Here is a 15,275-nt window from a genome sequence, read left to right as displayed (position 1 = left end):
AGAGTGGATTCTATCGGGCGCATGACACCACGGTGCCGGGAGGCCGGAGGCGGCGAAAGGGGAGGTGCGGACGTGCACCGGTGGTTCGACCGGCTCGAGCTGGGGCTGTCCGGGGTGGTGATGCTGGCACTGTCGGCGATGGTCGTCCTCATCGGTGCGCAGGTTTTGGCCCGGTATCTCTTCAACCAGCCGCTCCACTGGACGGAGGAACTGGCGCGCCACCTGATGGTCTGGATGTTCTTCCTGGCGGCGGTGGTCGCCCTCCGGAGGGGGGCGCACCTGAGCATCGACCTCCTGCCGGAGAAGCTCCCGCCGGCGGGACGCCTGGCGCTGCGGCTGGTGACAGCGGCACTGCTGGCCTACTTCTTCTACTTGATGGCTCGCCACGGGTGGGAGCTGACCCTCCGCACGATGCGGCAGCGGGCGAGCGCGCTCCAGTATCCCATGGGCTACGTCTACGCAGCCCTCCCGGTCAGCGGTCTGCTTATGTTCGCGGTCAACCTGGAGAACGCGCTGCGGGCCGTGGAACTCTTCCACCGGGAGGTTCGCGAAGAAGTCACAGATAGGGTGATCGACGAGGCGTCGGGCGAGAAGGCACCGCCCCGGGGACGCGCGGAGGGGTGGGCGGATCGATGACCGTCCTCGCCTCGAGCTTCGTCCTGCTTCTCGTCCTGGGCATGCCGATCGCCTTCAGCCTCGGTCTGGCCGGGGTCGCCTACGTGGTGACCCACACCTCCTTGCCGGTCCTGGTCGCTTTCCAGCGGATGTTCACCGGCGTCGATTCCTTCCCGTTCATGGCGATCCCCTTCTTCATGCTGGCCGGTGCCCTGATGAACGCCGGTGGCTTGGCCGATCGGATCATTGTACTCTCCCGGGCGCTGGTGGGCCACCTGCCCGGCGGCCTGGCCAACGTCTCCATCGTGGCCAGTATGTTCTTCGCCGGCGTCTCGGGGTCGTCGGTGGCCGATGCCTCTGGCCTCGGGTCGATCCTGATCCCGGCCATGAAGAGGGAGAAGTACGGATCGGGCTTCTCGGCGGCGGTCAACGCCACCTCGTCGACCGTCGGGATCATCATCCCGCCCAGCATCCCGATGATCCTCACGGGGGTCGCCACGGCGCTCTCCATCCGGGAGCTCTTCTTCGGGGGCGCGGTGCCGGGGATCCTGGCCGGCCTCTCCATGTTGGCGCTGACCACCGTCATCTCCCGCCGTCGCGGCTACGCTCACTACCGGCGGGCAACCGGAGGTGAGCTGGCGCGGGCGATCCTGCAGGGGCTGCCGGCGCTCTTCATGGTCGTGATCATCCTGGGCGGGATCATGGGGGGGATCTTCACCCCCACCGAGGCCTCGGTGGTCGCGGTCCTCTACGCGCTCATCCTTGGGTTGATCTACCGGGAGATCACCTGGCAGCGCCTGAAGGACGCCCTCCTGGATTCGGCCGTCTCCGCAGCCGTGGTGATGATGGTCATCTCGACGGCGGCGCTGATCACCTGGCTCCTCGCCTACTCGATGGTCCCCCAGAGGCTTGCCGCTGCACTGAGCACCGTGATCTCCTCACCCACGGTCCTGCTGCTGATCCTGGGCGTTGCCTTCCTGGTGGCTGGGACCTTCCTGGATGTCTCGCCCGGCGTGATCCTCTTCGGTCCCATCCTCCTACCCGTTGTGCAGGCTGTGGGAGCCGATCCGATCCACTTTGCGGTGATCATGGTCTTCGCGCTGGCCATCGGGCTTTTCACCCCGCCCGTAGGTACCACCTTGATCATCTCGTCGTATCTGGCCAAGGTGCCGGTGCTCCAGGTCGCTCGGGAGAGCCTACCCTACCTGGTGGTGATGGTGATCCTGCTCTTCGTCATCATCTTCGTCGACGACTTGGCGCTCTGGCTCCCGGGACTGCTCTTCCACTGACCTGCCGTTGCTCTGCTGGTCCTCCAGCAGATCACCGCTCCAGCGCGCCGCCAGCCGGGCGATCCCGCGAGAGAACAGGAGGAGGAAAGACCGTGACCGACACAGATGAGTGGCCTGAGATCGACCGTGGAGGCGGGCAGGCCTCCGAGGGGGAGCAAGACGAGAGTCGTGTGCGCCGCGCGCGTCCGCGGGTGGCTATCACCCTGGGGGATCCCGCCGGCGTCGGCCCCGAGGTCACCCTCAAGGCGATCTCCCGTCCGGAGGTCCTGCAGGCCTGCCGGCCCGTCATCGTAGGGGACGGAGGCGTTCTGACCCGGGCGCAGCGGACGCTCCGGGGCGGCGAGGGCCCTGCGGGAACCCTTGAGCTTCCCGAGGGGGTGGAGCTGGTCGATCTGGGGAACGTGCCGCCGGAGGCGCACCGGTGGGGCGAACGGAGCGCCGTCGCCGGCCGAGCTGGAGCCGAGTACGTGGAGCACGCGGTCCAGATGGCACTGGCGGGACACGTTGCCGCCGTCGTCACCGCACCGCTCAACAAAGAGGCGCTGAGGCTGGCGGAGATCCCCTACCCGGGGCACACCGAAATGCTCGCCGCCCTGACGGGTGCAGCGGAGTACGCCATGATGCTGGCCGGCCCTACCCTGCGGGTGATCCACGTCTCGACCCACGTCAGCCTCGAGGAGGCGATCCGCCGGGTCCGAGCGCCGCGCATCCTCTCCGTGATCCGCCTCGCCGACCGGGTGCTGAGGCGGGAAGGGATCATGAGACCCCGGGTGGCGGTCGCCGGCCTCAACCCGCACGCGGGCGAGCACGGCCTCTTCGGGGGCCAGGACGAGCAGGAGATCCGCCCAGCGGTGGAGGCGGCCTGGCGAGAGGGGATCGATGCCACCGGTCCCCACCCGCCCGACACGGTCTTCTGGCACGCGCAGCAAGGGCGCTTCGACATCGTCGTCGCCATGTACCACGACCAGGGGCACATCCCCGCCAAGCTGGCCGGTTTCGATCGGTCCGTCAACGTCACGGTCGGTCTTCCCATCATCCGGACCTCCGTCGACCACGGGACCGCCTTCGACATCGCAGGGACGGGCGTGGCCAGCGACGCTTCCATGGTCCAGGCGATCCTTTACGCCGTTCGATTGGCCATGGGCACCGGTGGCGCGAAGCGAAGGACGGCGAAGGATGTAGATCCCTGAAGGGATTCCTGACAGTCACCGCCGGTGAGGCAGTATCAGCGGCAAGACGGGTCGTGAGCGCCGGCCGCCCGAGTACGTCGCGCGGGCACGCTACGCGAACACGTCCCGCCTGCGGTGCGCGAGCGAGGGCAGCTTCTTCCTGACTGCGGCGATCCGGTCCGCTCGCACGTCGAACGTCACGAGCTCCTCGGTCTCACCGGCGTCGGCGAGCACGACGCCGAAGGGGTCAAAGGCGGCGCTTCGCCCGCAGAAGGCGTCGCCCACCTGGTTGGCGCCCGCCACGTACACAGTGTTCTCGATCGCGCGGGCCCGGAGCAGCGTCAGCCAGTGGTCCTCCTTGAGGGACCCCGCGTACCACGCCGAAGGCAGGATCACGAGCTCGGCGCCGCGTTCGGACAGATCCCGGAAGAACTCCGGGAAGCGCAGATCGTAGCAGATGCCTATGCCCACCCGCAGGCCGTCTACCTCGCAGACCGGTGGGGGTTGCGCCCCTGGGTGCATCGTCCTCGACTCCTGGACGTTGAGGGCGTCGAAGAGATGCAGCTTTCTGTAGGCTGCCGCCAGCCCTCCCTCGGCATCGACGACCACCGCGGTGTTGTAGGGCCTTGCCGCATCCTGCGACGTCTCCCAGACCCCGCAGGCGACGAACGACCCGGTCTCCCGGGCGACTTCCGCCAGGCCGTGCACGAAGCCGCCGCTCAGGGGCTCCGCAAGAGCGGATGGCGGCTGTGCCTGAGATGGGGCCGCCATGAACATCTCGGGAAAGACCACCAGACGGGCCCCCCGGCCGGCAGCCTGGTGCACGCACCTCCGAGCCGCCTCCAGGTTCGCTCCCTTATCGCTCGAAGCCTTCATCTGAGCCAGCGCCACGAGCATGACTCTTCCCCCCGTCTCGGTTGGACTCGCTCTCCGGGCGTCCCCTTGACCTCTCCACGGACCCGCCGATCTGATTGCGGGCCGTCCCGAGGTCCGCCGGTCTGATTCCCACCCGTCCCCCCTACGCCTTCTCGGCCACCTCCGGCACCGAAACCACGGGGCAACGGTACGAGTGTACGATCTCACGGCCCAGGACCGGATCATGCAGGCGCAGCCGGTAGGCGTCCCCGTGGTGGAGCCCATCCTGCGCCGCGATCGTACCGGAGTAGAAGACCACGTCCGACTCGAACAGTCCGGCCCGTCGCACCCAGTCCAGCCAGTAGGATGGCGGCAGGAGGTCGGCTGCCTTGCCGTGCTGATACGGAACGATCGCGTCCCCGCGGGTCGCCTCGCAGGTGAGCTCGAGTTGGTCGAAGTGGCCCGTCACCTCATCCAAGGGCCAGACCGTGCCGGCGACGACGTTGGGATAGCTGTTCTTCGCCTTCTGGATGGAGCGGGTCTCGACCTCGCGATCCGAATGATCGGACCCCACCGTGACGTAGACGGAACCCCGGTGAAACAGGAGCACGTACTCGATCTCCGCGGAGCTCTGCGTGTCGATCACCTGAAGCACCGACAGGTTCAGCAGGAGGTGGTTGGACACCGCGAAGACCATGGGCACCCGCCCGGGTCTCGGCACGCCCAACTGCTCCAGCTCTTCGATGTGTCGGCGGACGGCCTCCTGGTTGCGCCCGGCGTAGCCCGCGTTCAAGACGAGCCGGGGTTCCAGCGACAACCGCGCCTTGGCGCGTCCTCTCCGCTCCACAACGAATTCCATCGATCTTGGTGCCACCCTTCTGCATCAGGTCACCATGGCTCCTACTGCATCATGCGGGGAAGAAACAGGATGAGGTCTGGGAAAAGGAGCAGGATGACGATGAACACCGACATCACCGCGACGAAAGGCAGGCTTCCGCGGACGACGTCTGAGATGGACCCGCGTCGCCGGATGCCCTGCACCACGTAGAGGTTGAGTCCCACCGGCGGTGTGATGAGGGCCGTTTCCACGAGTACGATGAGTACGATGCCGAACCATACCGGGTCGTATCCTAGGCCAACGACGACGGGGGCGACGATGGGGATCGTCAGCACCATCAGCGAGAGGGTCTCGACAAAGAATCCCAACACGACATACGTCGCCGCGATGAGCAACATCGTCGCCAAGGGTGCGAGGTGGATCGACTCGATGAAGACCCGCAGGGTGTTGGTCAACCCCACCGATGCTAGCACGAAGTTGAGAAAGTAGGATGCCAGCAGGATGAACATGATCATCGCGGTCGTCCGCAGGGTGCCCTCGATCGCATCCCTGAGCATCTTCAAGGAGAGCGTTCGGTAGATGGCGGCAAGCCCGAGCGCGGTCAGCACGCCCAGGGCCGCTGCCTCCGTGGGCGTCGCGAACCCAGCGTAGATCGAGCCCATGACGATCAAGAAGAGCACGAGGATCGGCAGAAGGTCGGCGAGGACGGCGAGACGCCGGTGCCACGTTGTGGGTGCGTGCTTGCCCACGAGCCTGGGATTTCGCACGGAGAGGACGGCCGTGACGACCATGAAGCACGCCGACAGGAGCAATCCCGGTACGATGCCGGCTACGAACAGCTTCGGGATCGACGTGTTCGTGAGGAAGCCATAGACGATGAGGTTGATGGACGGAGGGATCAGGATTCCCAGGGTGCCCCCTGCGGCGATGGAACCTGCGAAGAAGCCCTCGTCGTATCCGTACTTGCGGGCCTGAGGCATCGCCAGCGTGCTGATGGTGGCTGCTGTGGCCACGCTGGATCCCGAGGTGGCAGCGAAGACGGTCGCCGTGGCGATGTTGGCGTGCACCAAGCCCCCGGGGAGGCCGCTCAGCCACTGGGAGAGGGCGGCGTAGGTGCGTTCAGCGATGCCGGTTCGCAGCAGGATCTCTCCCAGGAGAACGAACATGGGAATCGCCACCAAGATGAAGTCCGTGCTCGTCGACCAGGCGATCTCGCCGACGGCTCGATGGATTGGAAGGGGGGAGAAGAAGATCCCCAGCGCCAGTCCGAGAACGCCCAGAACCGACGCCACCGGTATCCCAAGGAGGAGCAGGACGATGAGCAGGCCCAACCCTGCTGCAACAATCATCGGCTCATTCCCTCTTCCCGGGTTCTGACGTGACGAGCTTACTCCTCGTCATCGAGCGACGCGATACCCGCCACGCGCGCCGCGGCTTCGTGGTCGCCGCGTCCGATGGCGATGGCCACCCGCAGGATCAGCAGCACGATGATCAGCAGGAACCAGACGATGCCGACCGTCCAGATCCCCTGGGGAATCCACAGGGGGGTGGCGAGGGTCGTGTTGGCGGTGGCTCCCCGGGTGACGGAGAGCGTGACCACTCGAAAGGCGAAATGCGCCAGCGGGGCCACGAAGAGGGCAAGCATCAGGAGTGCCACCAGGTCCAGGAACGCCCGAGTGCGCCGTCCGACTCGTCGAAGAACCAGGTCGACGCGGACGTGAGATTTGGCCAAGAGAGCGTCGGCCAGCGCCCAGGCCGTGCAGGCCGCCAGGACGTAGCCCGAGATCTCCGTCGCTCCCTGGGTCGAGATGCGAAACAGCTTGCGCACCAGCACCTCGACCCCGATCAGGCCGGCGGTGCCGAACAACGCGACGCCACACACCCAGACGGCAAACCGTGACAGCCGCCGGGCGGCCTCGATCGTGCGGTCCAGCCACAGGTTCACGGTGGATTCGCCATCCTTTTCTCGCGTCGTCTCGCGTCATCTTGGGTCACGAGCCGGAGGAGGGTGGCCCTGGCGCCCAATGCAGCCGCTTCGTTCGCTGGGGCCACCCTCCCTGTCCGGAACTACGGCCCGGCGACCAGGCCGGTCACCTTGCCGATCGTCTCGTTCCACCCGTCCACCCACGACCTGCCGACCCGTGCGGCCCAGCGGGGCAGGACCACGTCGGTCAGCAGCTGTCGGGCCAACTGCTCATCCTCCGCGCGAATGGGGATCAGGGTCATGCCCGCCGGGGTACCGAACCCGCAAGCTCCGGCGTTGGTCAGGCAGTTGATGCCCTGCTGCGTCTCATCGCCGATAGCCTGGAAGACCGGATTCTCCAGGTCCGCCTTGACCGCCTGGGCGAGCGCCTGCTGCCGGTCCGGGCCAAGGCGCTGCCAGTCCTCCAATCGCATGGCCGTCACGACGAAATCCCACCCGCCGATGGGAAGAGGGTAGAGGTAGTCCGCCACCTCGCCCCAGCCTGCCGAGTAACCGGAGAGGCTCCCGGTAACCGCAGCGTCGACCACGCCACGCTCAAGCGCCTGGGGAACCTCGCTGAAGGCCAAGTTGACGGCGATACCCCCGACGGCCTGGATGAAGTCCGCGGTGCTCCGGCCGCTGGCCCGAACCTTCTTGCCCTTCAGATCGGCCAAGCCGTTGATCCGGTCCTTGGAGAAGACGATCTGCGCAGGATACGGCACGATGGCCAGAAGCTTGGCGTTGTGGTACTCCTGGAAAGCCTCGTCCAGCACGGGCTCGTAGGCCTGAGCGATGCTCCGCGCGGTCTCGATGTCAGGAGCCAGGGCCGGAAGGTCGAGTCCCTCGATGGGCGGCACGTCGCTGACGAAGTAGTCGCCCGTGGCCGCCGCCACGTTGAACAGACCCATCTCCATGAGTCGAAAGACCTCTGGCCCCTTGAGGCCCATCTGGTCGAAGGTGGTCACCTCGAACCGAACGCTGTCGTCGAGGGCCGCCGAGGCCGTCTCGCTCCAGAAAGGCTGCTCGAAGTTCCTGTAGAGACTGAGGTTGCTCCAGCTACCCACGTACTTCAGAGTGATCGGGGACTCCTCCGCCACGACCGCGACGCTGCCAGCGACGAGGATCGTTGCCAACTCCAGCGCCGATGCCATAGCAACCGTTCGCCAAACCTTGAAACCGCGCATGTTTTCACTCCTCTCAGCAAGTGACTGCTCCCGCCCGGCCGTGCTCGTCCACTGAGATCGCTGCCCTCCGGCGTTGCCCAGGCAACACCGGCCCCTGTCATCGCAGTTGTCCACGACCACCGCCTTCGGGTTATGGTTCACCGGGCGCTGCTCCGTCTGGCAGTGCAACCCCGGTCACCAGCAAGCATCCACGATCGCTGACAGAGCCTGCGAACCGTGCCAGCGGACCCATCCGCTATCGCCCCCGCTCGAGCCAGGTCTCCCCTAGAGCAGCAGCCCGCGAATGCGCTCCCGGAAACTCTCGATGTGGTTCCGCATGGCCTGAGCCGCTTCTGCCGGGCGTCGGGCTGCCAGAGCCTGGAGGACCGAATCGTGCTCCTCGAGGATCCCATCCAGGCTCCTGAGCTGGCGGAAGGAGAGGAACCAGAGCCGCTGGCTGTGCGCGTTCAGACGGTCGATCGCGTCCGCCAGGTGCGGGTTGCGCGTCGACCGGGCCAGCCTGTCGTGGAACTCGTAGTCGACGTCGAGGGCGCCCTTGAGGTCGTGGGCGTCGACGTGCTTCTTGTACTCGTCGAGTATGGTCCTGACGGACTGGATGTCCTCGTCGTCTGCCCTCTCGCAGGCGAGACTCGCGGCCATGGGCTCCAACACCAACCGCAATTCACAGATGCACTGAATGTCGGTCAGCTCGACTGGCGCTACCTGGGATTGCCTGTGCCGAGACGAAACGACCAAGTTCTGCTCGGCCAAGCGCTGAACGGCCTCCCGCAACGGTGTACGGCCGATCCCGAACTGCGACGCGAAGTACCGCTCGTCGATGACCGTCCCCGGGGCCAATTCGAGAGTGACGATCATGCGGCGCAGTATCCGGTAGGCTTCGTCGGCCTTCGTGCTCCGCTCGGCCCTGGGTTGCAGGCCCTGTCTGCGGTCGTGGAGCGATCCGCTCTGCACACACATCCTCCTTCGAACGGTCGACAATACATATTTTCTTGGTCGACCGAGCAATTCCTTCTAGGGGGAGTCATGCACCAGCAGGTTCCGGATCGCGGATTCAGGACCTGTTTTCGGCCGAGCGGGGTGATCGGCTTCCGCTCAAGATCGGTGATCCCGGCCCGCCGTCCGTCGTGTGGAACCACCGCCGCACTCCTCTGGACGGCCTGCCTGCGGGACCTGCCCCCTGGAGGGAACGCGCCACCCCCAGCGAACCCGCTACTATGAAGATCGGAGACGTGGGACGCCTGCCCATCTTCCGCGAGATCCCGCTGGTGGCGGGGGCTGCCGGCCGGGAGAGGGAGATGCGGTGGGTGCACATCATCGATATCCCTGATCCCCTGCAGTGGGTGCGGGGCCATGAGCTGCTGCTGAGCACCGGGTTCGCCTGGTTCAGGGAAGAGACCTGGCTGAGCGGCCTTGTAGAGCGTCTTCACGATGCAGAGGTGGCGGGCCTCGTGCTCGCGGTCGGGCGCTACTTTCCGGCGGTGCCCGAACCGGTCCGGGCCGCCGCGGACCGCCTGGGTTTCCCCGTCTTCGCGGCACCCTTTCGCATCCCCTTCATCGAGATCATCAAGGCGGTTCAGGAACAGCTCCTGCGCGAGCAGTACGAGAGCCTGCTGCGTATGGAGGAGATTCACCGCACCCTCACCAGCGCGGCGCTGTACGCCCGCAGTCTGGACGAGCTGTGCGCCTCGGTGGCGCAGCTCCTGGAGCGGTCCACGGCTATTCTCGACCCCGAGGGCCGGATCCTGGCGATCGCCGATCCTGCCGAGGCGGAGCAGGCGCCTTCGGACCCGGGCAAACCCACGGGCCTCAGGAAACCCACCAGGGCGAACGTGAAAGCAGGGACGCTTCCTTCCTTCTGCACCGGGGTCGTGCACGAACGAGGGATCGAAGAATCCGAGGTCGTGCATCACAACGGCCAGCCGGTGATCGTCTCGCCCATTCAGGTGGGTAGGGAGCGCAAGGGATACTTGGTGGTCCTTGCCGGCAGCGGACCCATCACAGGGCTGGACCTGAGGGCCGCCGAGCAAGGGGCGACAGTGGCCGCCCTGCACCTGATGCGGGAGGAGGCGGCCGTTCACGCCGAGAGGCGCGTACGCTCGAGCTTCGTGGACGCGCTCCTCACGCCGCGCATGGCGGGCAGTGCTGGGTTGGCCGAGCAGGCGCGCCTTCACGGCTTCGACGAGGGGGCCCAGCACGTGGTCGGCATCGTGAGCGAGGAACGGCTGCTGGGAACCGCCTCCCGGGTTCGTGCCCTGACGTCCACGCAGGAGTTCACCCAGCGCGAGCACCTGGGCGGGGTGGTCTACGACTGGCTTCGGAAACACGACAAGCCGCCGCTCCTTACCTACTTCCTGAACCTGGTCGTCTTCGTGGACGTCGTGCACGGCCCGCGAATGCCCGGACAGGGGGATTCCTGGCAGGATCTGTACCTCCGGCTTGCGTCGGGTGGCGCCCGACCCGTTCTGGCCGTCGGCCAGCCCCACCCGGGCCTCGAGGGCGTGAGCCGCAGCTACGAGGAAGCCCACGCCGCCCTTCTCACGCAGCCTCTGCTCCAGGGTGTGCTCCGCTACGAGGACGCCCGCTTCCTCCACCTGCTGGCGCGAATCCCTAAGACCGAGCTCAGGCGGTGGTGGGAAGACCTCCTCCAGGCCATCCTCGAGGGGCCCCACCCGGGTACCCACCTGGAGGTGATTCGAGCCCTGGTGGAGGCGGGGTTCGACGGGCAAGCGGCTGCCCGGTCCCTCTTCATCCACCCCAACACCCTACGCTACCGGGCGCGTGCCATCGAGAAGCTCCTGGGGCGCGACCTCTCCGATCCCGAAACCCGCTTGCTTCTCGCTGCAGCCCAACAGATCGAGGCGTGGCTGGGGACCCACGAGGCAGTCTCACCCTCGGAACCTGTGAATCGACAACAATAGCGGAATGTTCATTTGTAGGCTCAAGACAAAGGAGAGGGAGAGGAGTGAATCTAACAAGCACGCAAGACTGAAGATCTCGCCGGTTGGAAAAGGGAGAAGCGCCATGGCTACCAACAGCGAGTTGAACGAGCTTCGTCGCCGCTACGTTCCCCGCGGCGTCTTCGGAACCGTCGATGCTTTCATGGACCGTGGGCACGGGGCGACCGTGGAGGACGTGGACGGGCGCCTCTACATCGACTTCGCCGGCGGGATCGGGGTGCTCAACGTCGGTCACACGCCGGACCCGGTGGTCCGAGCCGTGGTGGACCAGGCCAGCCGCTACCTTCACTCGTGTATGCACGTGATGTGGAACGAGCCGTACGTCCAGGTGGCGCGTCGCCTCGCCGAGCTGGCGCCGGGCGCGGGCCCGAAGAAGACGCTCCTGCTCAACAGCGGAGCCGAGGCGGTGGAGAACGCGGTGAAGATCGCCCGGGCAGCCACGGGGCGGCCGGCGGTGGTCGCCTTCGCCCATGCGTTCCATGGGCGGACCCTCCTGGGCATGACCCTGACCGCCAAGGCGTCGCCTTACAAGCTCGGTTTCGGCCCGCTTGCGCCCGAGGTGTACCGGGCGCCTTTCCCGTACCTGTACCGGCGCCCGCCGGAGCTCACCGAAGAGGCGTATGTGGACGAGGTGTACCGGGCCTTCGAGGAGCGAGTGGTGCGGGAGATCGGCACGGAGCGGGTGGCAGCCGTGATCCTGGAGCCTGTACTGGGGGAGGGGGGCTTCCTGCCCACACCTCCGGCCTTTGCCCAGCGCGTGGCCCGCTTCTGCCGGGAGCATGGCATCGTCTTCATCGCCGACGAGGTACAGACCGGGATGGGGCGTACGGGGACGCTGCTGGCCAGCGAGCAACTGGGCATCGAACCAGATCTGATCACCCTGGCCAAGTCTTTGGCGGCGGGGCTACCGCTGGGGGCGGTGGTAGGCCGGGCCGAGCTGATGGATGCGCCCCAGGTGGGCGGCCTGGGGGGTACCTTCGCCGGGAACCCGGTGGCCTGCAGTGCGGCGCTGGCGGTTCTCGACATGGTCACGGCGCCCGGCTTCCTGGAGCGGGCACGACGCCTGGGAGACCTGGCCCGCGAGCGGCTGGTCGCGTTCCAGCGAGAGAATCCCCTGATCGGTGACGTGCGGGGGCTCGGTCCCATGCTGGCCATGGAGCTGGTGCGCAGCCCGTCGACGCGTGAGCCGGATGAGGGGGCGACGGCTGCCGTACTGGCGGCCGCTCATCGCCGGGGGCTCATCCTGATGAAGGCAGGCACGTACAACAACGTGATCCGTCTCCTCTTCCCCCTGGTGATCACCGACGAGGAGCTGGAAGAGGGCCTCCGCATTCTGAGTCAGGCCTTGGCTAGAGTGGACCGCCAGGGCGCAGGAACCAGGCAATATGCTTCGTCATGAACCAGGTAATGAGTGCCTACGCTGACCGTGTTTTGATGGTCGGCGAGCGATTCCACCGGCCGTTGGGCGCGCAAACCCAACGGCGTAGTGTTAACCTTCGGGAGGGAATGTCGTTGTGGATCAGTACGGCATCTTCGTTGACGGAGAGTGGCGGGAGACCGGCGAATGGGACGACGTAACGAGGATCGAATGAAAAAGGCTCCCGTGTCCGGCCTTTCCCTGGATGACAGCGTGGTCCCGGTGGCGCCTGACGCCGAACCGGGCGCTCTTGAGCTGAAACCCGCGGGCGAGAGTGCGGCCACAGGGCTTACCATCGAACGCGTCAGCAAGCGTTTCGGCGACGTTGCCGCGCTGAGGGGAGTGGACCTGCTCGTGCGCGGGGGAGAGTTCTTCACGCTGCTCGGCCCATCAGGATGCGGCAAGACCACCCTCCTGCGCATCATCGCCGGGTTGGAGCTGCCTGATTCAGGCCGAATCCTCCTTTCGGGTAAAGATATCACGTCGCTTCCTGCCAACATGCGTCCTATCAATACGGTCTTTCAAAACTACGCCCTGTTCCCGCACCTCGATGTTTACGAAAACGTGGCCTTCGGCCTGAGATCCCGCCGCTTCCCTGTCACAGCAATCAAGCGGCGTGTCGAAGATGCCCTTGCCATGCTCCAGCTGGACTCGCTGGCGGGCCGCTATCCCCATCAGCTCTCCGGTGGTCAGCAGCAGCGGGTGGCGCTGGCTCGGGCCCTTGTCAACGAGCCGGAAATCCTGCTCCTCGACGAGCCGCTCTCGTCCCTGGACGCGAAGCTGCGCGCGATCCTTCAGGTGGAACTCCGGCGGCTCCAGCGGCGGCTCAGCGCCACGTTCATTCTCGTGACCCACGATCAGGATGAGGCGATGGCCGTCTCGGATCGCATCGCCGTCATGCAGCCTGGCATCATGGTTCAGGTAGGAACGCCTCAGGAGATCTACGAGCGTCCCTGCAACCGCTACGTGGCGGAGTTCCTGGGAGCGGCCAACCTCATTCTTGCGACGAGCCTTGGCGATGTGGTGGAGACCCAGTTCGGCATCCTGGAATTGAACGAAAAGCCCAGTTGGCGGCAGAGGACGCTCGCGATTCGCCCGGAACGAGTACGCCTTGGTCTAACGCCTCCTGCGGCGAACGGGGTGCGTGGCCGGTTACGGGAGGTCGTGTATAGGGGGGCCTTCGTCGAGGCTTTCTTCGATCCGGGCCAACTGCGCGTCCGAGCCGCCGATCTGTATCCCCTGCAGGAGGGCGACGAGGTATGGCTGGAACTTCCGCGAGAGGCTCTGGTGGTGCTCGATGAGTAAGGTGATGGTCTGGCACGGGGAACTGGCCCCACACCGCCGCCTCGTCTCTCGCGGGCTTCTCTTTCTGCTTCCCGGCATGCTGTGGCTTCTGGCGTTCCTGGTGTTCCCGGGGCTCGTCCTAATTGCCGTGAGTTTCGCAAGCCGCGGAGCCTACGGGCAGCTTGAGTGGACCTTCACACTGGAGAACTACGGGAGGTTGCTGGGCTTCGGCCTCTTCGGATGGAGTGCCGACTACCTCCTGGTCTTGTGGAGAAGTGTCTGGGTCGCGTTTGTCACGACGCTGGTGGCCGTGGTGCTCTCCTATCCTCTGGCCTTCTTCATTGCCACCCGGCCGCCTCGAACCCGTTACTTCTGGTTGACCTTGGTCATCGTCCCATTCTGGACCAATCTCGTCATCCGCACCTATGCCTGGATGCTCGTCTTTGCCCCGGAACTCCCTCCGGCCAGGCTGGCTGCAGCCCTGCACCTCATCCCCCCCGGAACCGCTCTGTACCCGAGCGCCTTTGCCGTTTACGTGGGCATGGTCTCCACGTTCTTGCCCTTTGTGGTGCTCCCCCTGTACACCACGGCCGAACGGCTTGATCGGTCGTTGGTGGAGGCTGCCCAGGACCTGTACGCCTCCCGAGTACGGGTCTTCACGCAGGCCATTTTGCCGCAGACCGTTCCCGGCCTTTCGGTGGGCGTCATCCTGAGCTTCATCCCGGCCATGGGGATGTTCGTGGTGCCGGACCTGCTGGGCGGCGCGAAGTACCTGCTAGTTGGCAACCTCATTCAGCAGCAGTTCGGTCCGAGCCGCGACTGGCCGTTTGGTGCGGCGATCAGCCTTGGGTTCATGGTACTCACCCTGGTGGCCCTGTACGCGTACCGGCGGCAGGGCAGGGGGGTCGAAATCGTATGAACCGGCTCCACCCCCTTGCCAGCGCTGCTGCTTTGTTGACCCTGGCGTTCCTGTACGGGCCCATGCTTGCGGTGGCGGTCTTTTCGGTGAACGCTTCGCGCTACGGGCTCGTATGGCGCGGCTTCTCCTGGGACTGGTACCGGAAGCTCTTGCATGACGAGTACATCCTGCAGGCTGCGGGAAACACTCTGGTGCTCGCCCTGTTCTCCACGCTGGCGGCTACGCTACTGGGTACCGCCCTCGCCATCGGAATGGATCGCTTTCCCTGGTCCCGCCGGTGGGGCAGCCTGTTCGAAACAATCCTGTATCTTCCCGTGGTGACCCCGGACATCATCCTGGCGGCCGCCCTGGTGGTGGCGTTCGGCCTGTTGCGAGCCGTTTCGTCCGTCTTCGAACCGGGTCTGCTCACCATGATCATCGGCCACATCACCTTTCAGGTGGCCTTCGTGGCATTGGTGGTGCGTGGCCGTCTGGTCTCCCTCGAAAAGAACATCGAGGAGGCTGCTCGCGATCTCTATGCGGGTACGCCTTACTTGCTGCGGAGGGTGATGCTGCCTCTTCTCGCCCCGGGGATCGTGGCCGGTTCGATGCTGGCCTTCACGCTTTCGCTGGACGACTTCGTCATCAGCTTCTTTACTTCCGCGCCCACCTCAACGACGCTGCCCCTTTTCATCTACGCATCCACCCGGCGGGGGATTATGCCAGAGATCCACGCCCTCTCGACACTGGTCTTCTTTGCCACCGTGATACTGGTCGTGGGCGTCGAGCGCCTCACGCGGCGCTAG

At 65.9% G+C, this 15,275-nt stretch carries 14 protein-coding genes; 8 read left to right on the top strand and 6 right to left on the bottom strand.

Translation table 11 applies throughout. The features are described from left to right. The first annotated feature begins 72 nt into the window (after positions 1-72). The 3 genes from LIP_RS09835 to pdxA all read left to right on the top strand — a co-directional run bounded on the left by LIP_RS09835 (position 73) and on the right by pdxA (position 3,094). Positions 73-636 carry a TRAP transporter small permease gene (locus tag LIP_RS09835; protein WP_068137537.1) on the top strand — a complete coding sequence of 188 codons (564 nt, stop codon included), beginning with the start codon at positions 73-75 and terminating at the stop codon, positions 634-636. Further along, positions 633-1,904: a TRAP transporter large permease gene (locus LIP_RS09830; RefSeq protein WP_068137533.1), complete on the top strand. Its 1,272-nt coding sequence runs from the start codon at positions 633-635 to the stop codon at positions 1,902-1,904. The genes LIP_RS09835 and LIP_RS09830 overlap by 4 nt, the downstream gene beginning before the upstream one ends. Positions 1,905-2,074: 170 nt before the next feature. After that, positions 2,075-3,094 (top strand): 4-hydroxythreonine-4-phosphate dehydrogenase PdxA, encoded by a 1,020-nt coding sequence (gene pdxA, locus LIP_RS09825; protein ID WP_068141856.1) that lies wholly within the window; start codon positions 2,075-2,077, stop codon positions 3,092-3,094. Positions 3,095-3,184: 90 nt separating this feature from the next. Here the strand turns inward: pdxA and LIP_RS09820 are convergent, their stop codons facing one another. The 6 genes from LIP_RS09820 to LIP_RS09795 all read right to left on the bottom strand — a co-directional run bounded on the left by LIP_RS09820 (position 3,185) and on the right by LIP_RS09795 (position 8,864). Further along, positions 3,185-3,970, bottom strand: a complete 786-nt coding sequence (locus LIP_RS09820) for a carbon-nitrogen hydrolase family protein (RefSeq protein WP_068137530.1) — start codon at positions 3,968-3,970, stop codon at positions 3,185-3,187. A gap of 121 nt (positions 3,971-4,091) precedes the next feature. Then, positions 4,092-4,787, bottom strand: a complete 696-nt coding sequence (locus tag LIP_RS09815) for a DUF2848 family protein (RefSeq protein WP_082726126.1) — start codon at positions 4,785-4,787, stop codon at positions 4,092-4,094. A 41-nt stretch (positions 4,788-4,828) separates the two neighbouring features. Further along, the gene (locus LIP_RS09810; protein ID WP_068141854.1) at positions 4,829-6,112 is read right to left on the bottom strand and encodes a TRAP transporter large permease; all 1,284 of its coding nucleotides are present in this window, start codon (positions 6,110-6,112) and stop codon (positions 4,829-4,831) included. A gap of 41 nt (positions 6,113-6,153) precedes the next feature. Continuing rightward, entirely contained in the window at positions 6,154-6,711 is a 558-nt protein-coding gene (locus LIP_RS09805; protein WP_068137525.1) for a TRAP transporter small permease subunit, read from the bottom strand. Between the two features lie 122 nt (positions 6,712-6,833). Next, positions 6,834-7,913 carry a TRAP transporter substrate-binding protein gene (locus LIP_RS09800; RefSeq protein WP_198409488.1) on the bottom strand — a complete coding sequence of 360 codons (1,080 nt, stop codon included), beginning with the start codon at positions 7,911-7,913 and terminating at the stop codon, positions 6,834-6,836. 264 nt (positions 7,914-8,177) lie between these two features. Continuing rightward, entirely contained in the window at positions 8,178-8,864 is a 687-nt protein-coding gene (locus LIP_RS09795; RefSeq protein ID WP_068137520.1) for a GntR family transcriptional regulator, read from the bottom strand. A 278-nt stretch (positions 8,865-9,142) separates the two neighbouring features. Between LIP_RS09795 and LIP_RS09790 the strand changes: the two genes are divergently transcribed. The 5 genes from LIP_RS09790 (at position 9,143) to LIP_RS09770 (ending at position 15,275) form a co-directional block, all read left to right on the top strand. Further along, complete coding sequence (locus tag LIP_RS09790; RefSeq protein ID WP_158509627.1) at positions 9,143-10,831, top strand: PucR family transcriptional regulator; 1,689 nt, start codon at positions 9,143-9,145, stop codon at positions 10,829-10,831. A 103-nt stretch (positions 10,832-10,934) separates the two neighbouring features. Further along, on the top strand, positions 10,935-12,269 hold the full coding sequence (gabT, locus tag LIP_RS09785; RefSeq protein ID WP_068137513.1) for a 4-aminobutyrate--2-oxoglutarate transaminase: 1,335 nt from the start codon (positions 10,935-10,937) through the stop codon (positions 12,267-12,269). Positions 12,270-12,434: 165 nt separating this feature from the next. Then, entirely contained in the window at positions 12,435-13,592 is a 1,158-nt protein-coding gene (locus LIP_RS09780) for an ABC transporter ATP-binding protein (RefSeq protein WP_198409487.1), read from the top strand. After that, on the top strand, positions 13,585-14,490 hold the full coding sequence (locus tag LIP_RS09775; RefSeq protein WP_068137509.1) for an ABC transporter permease: 906 nt from the start codon (positions 13,585-13,587) through the stop codon (positions 14,488-14,490). The genes LIP_RS09780 and LIP_RS09775 overlap by 8 nt, the downstream gene beginning before the upstream one ends. Continuing rightward, positions 14,487-15,275 (top strand): ABC transporter permease, encoded by a 789-nt coding sequence (locus LIP_RS09770; RefSeq protein ID WP_068137506.1) that lies wholly within the window; start codon positions 14,487-14,489, stop codon positions 15,273-15,275. The genes LIP_RS09775 and LIP_RS09770 overlap by 4 nt, the downstream gene beginning before the upstream one ends.

The sequence above is a fragment of the Limnochorda pilosa genome (assembly GCF_001544015.1).
GTDB classification, from domain to species: domain Bacteria; phylum Bacillota; class Limnochordia; order Limnochordales; family Limnochordaceae; genus Limnochorda; species Limnochorda pilosa.
The sequence above is the reverse complement of the archived record's forward strand: the minus strand, read 5'-3'. Positions and strand labels throughout refer to the sequence as shown.

Coding starts and splice junctions, on each gene's coding strand:
- LIP_RS09770 (WP_068137506.1), top strand. CDS start 14,487: ATGAACCGGCTCCACCCCCTTGCCAGCGCTGCTGCTTTGTTGACCCTG.
- LIP_RS09820 (WP_068137530.1), bottom strand. CDS start 3,970: ATGCTCGTGGCGCTGGCTCAGATGAAGGCTTCGAGCGATAAGGGAGCG.
- LIP_RS09830 (WP_068137533.1), top strand. CDS start 633: ATGACCGTCCTCGCCTCGAGCTTCGTCCTGCTTCTCGTCCTGGGCATG.
- LIP_RS09800 (WP_198409488.1), bottom strand. CDS start 7,913: ATGCGCGGTTTCAAGGTTTGGCGAACGGTTGCTATGGCATCGGCGCTG.
- LIP_RS09815 (WP_082726126.1), bottom strand. CDS start 4,787: ATGGAATTCGTTGTGGAGCGGAGAGGACGCGCCAAGGCGCGGTTGTCG.
- gabT (WP_068137513.1), top strand. CDS start 10,935: ATGGCTACCAACAGCGAGTTGAACGAGCTTCGTCGCCGCTACGTTCCC.
- LIP_RS09780 (WP_198409487.1), top strand. CDS start 12,435: ATGGGACGACGTAACGAGGATCGAATGAAAAAGGCTCCCGTGTCCGGC.
- LIP_RS09775 (WP_068137509.1), top strand. CDS start 13,585: ATGAGTAAGGTGATGGTCTGGCACGGGGAACTGGCCCCACACCGCCGC.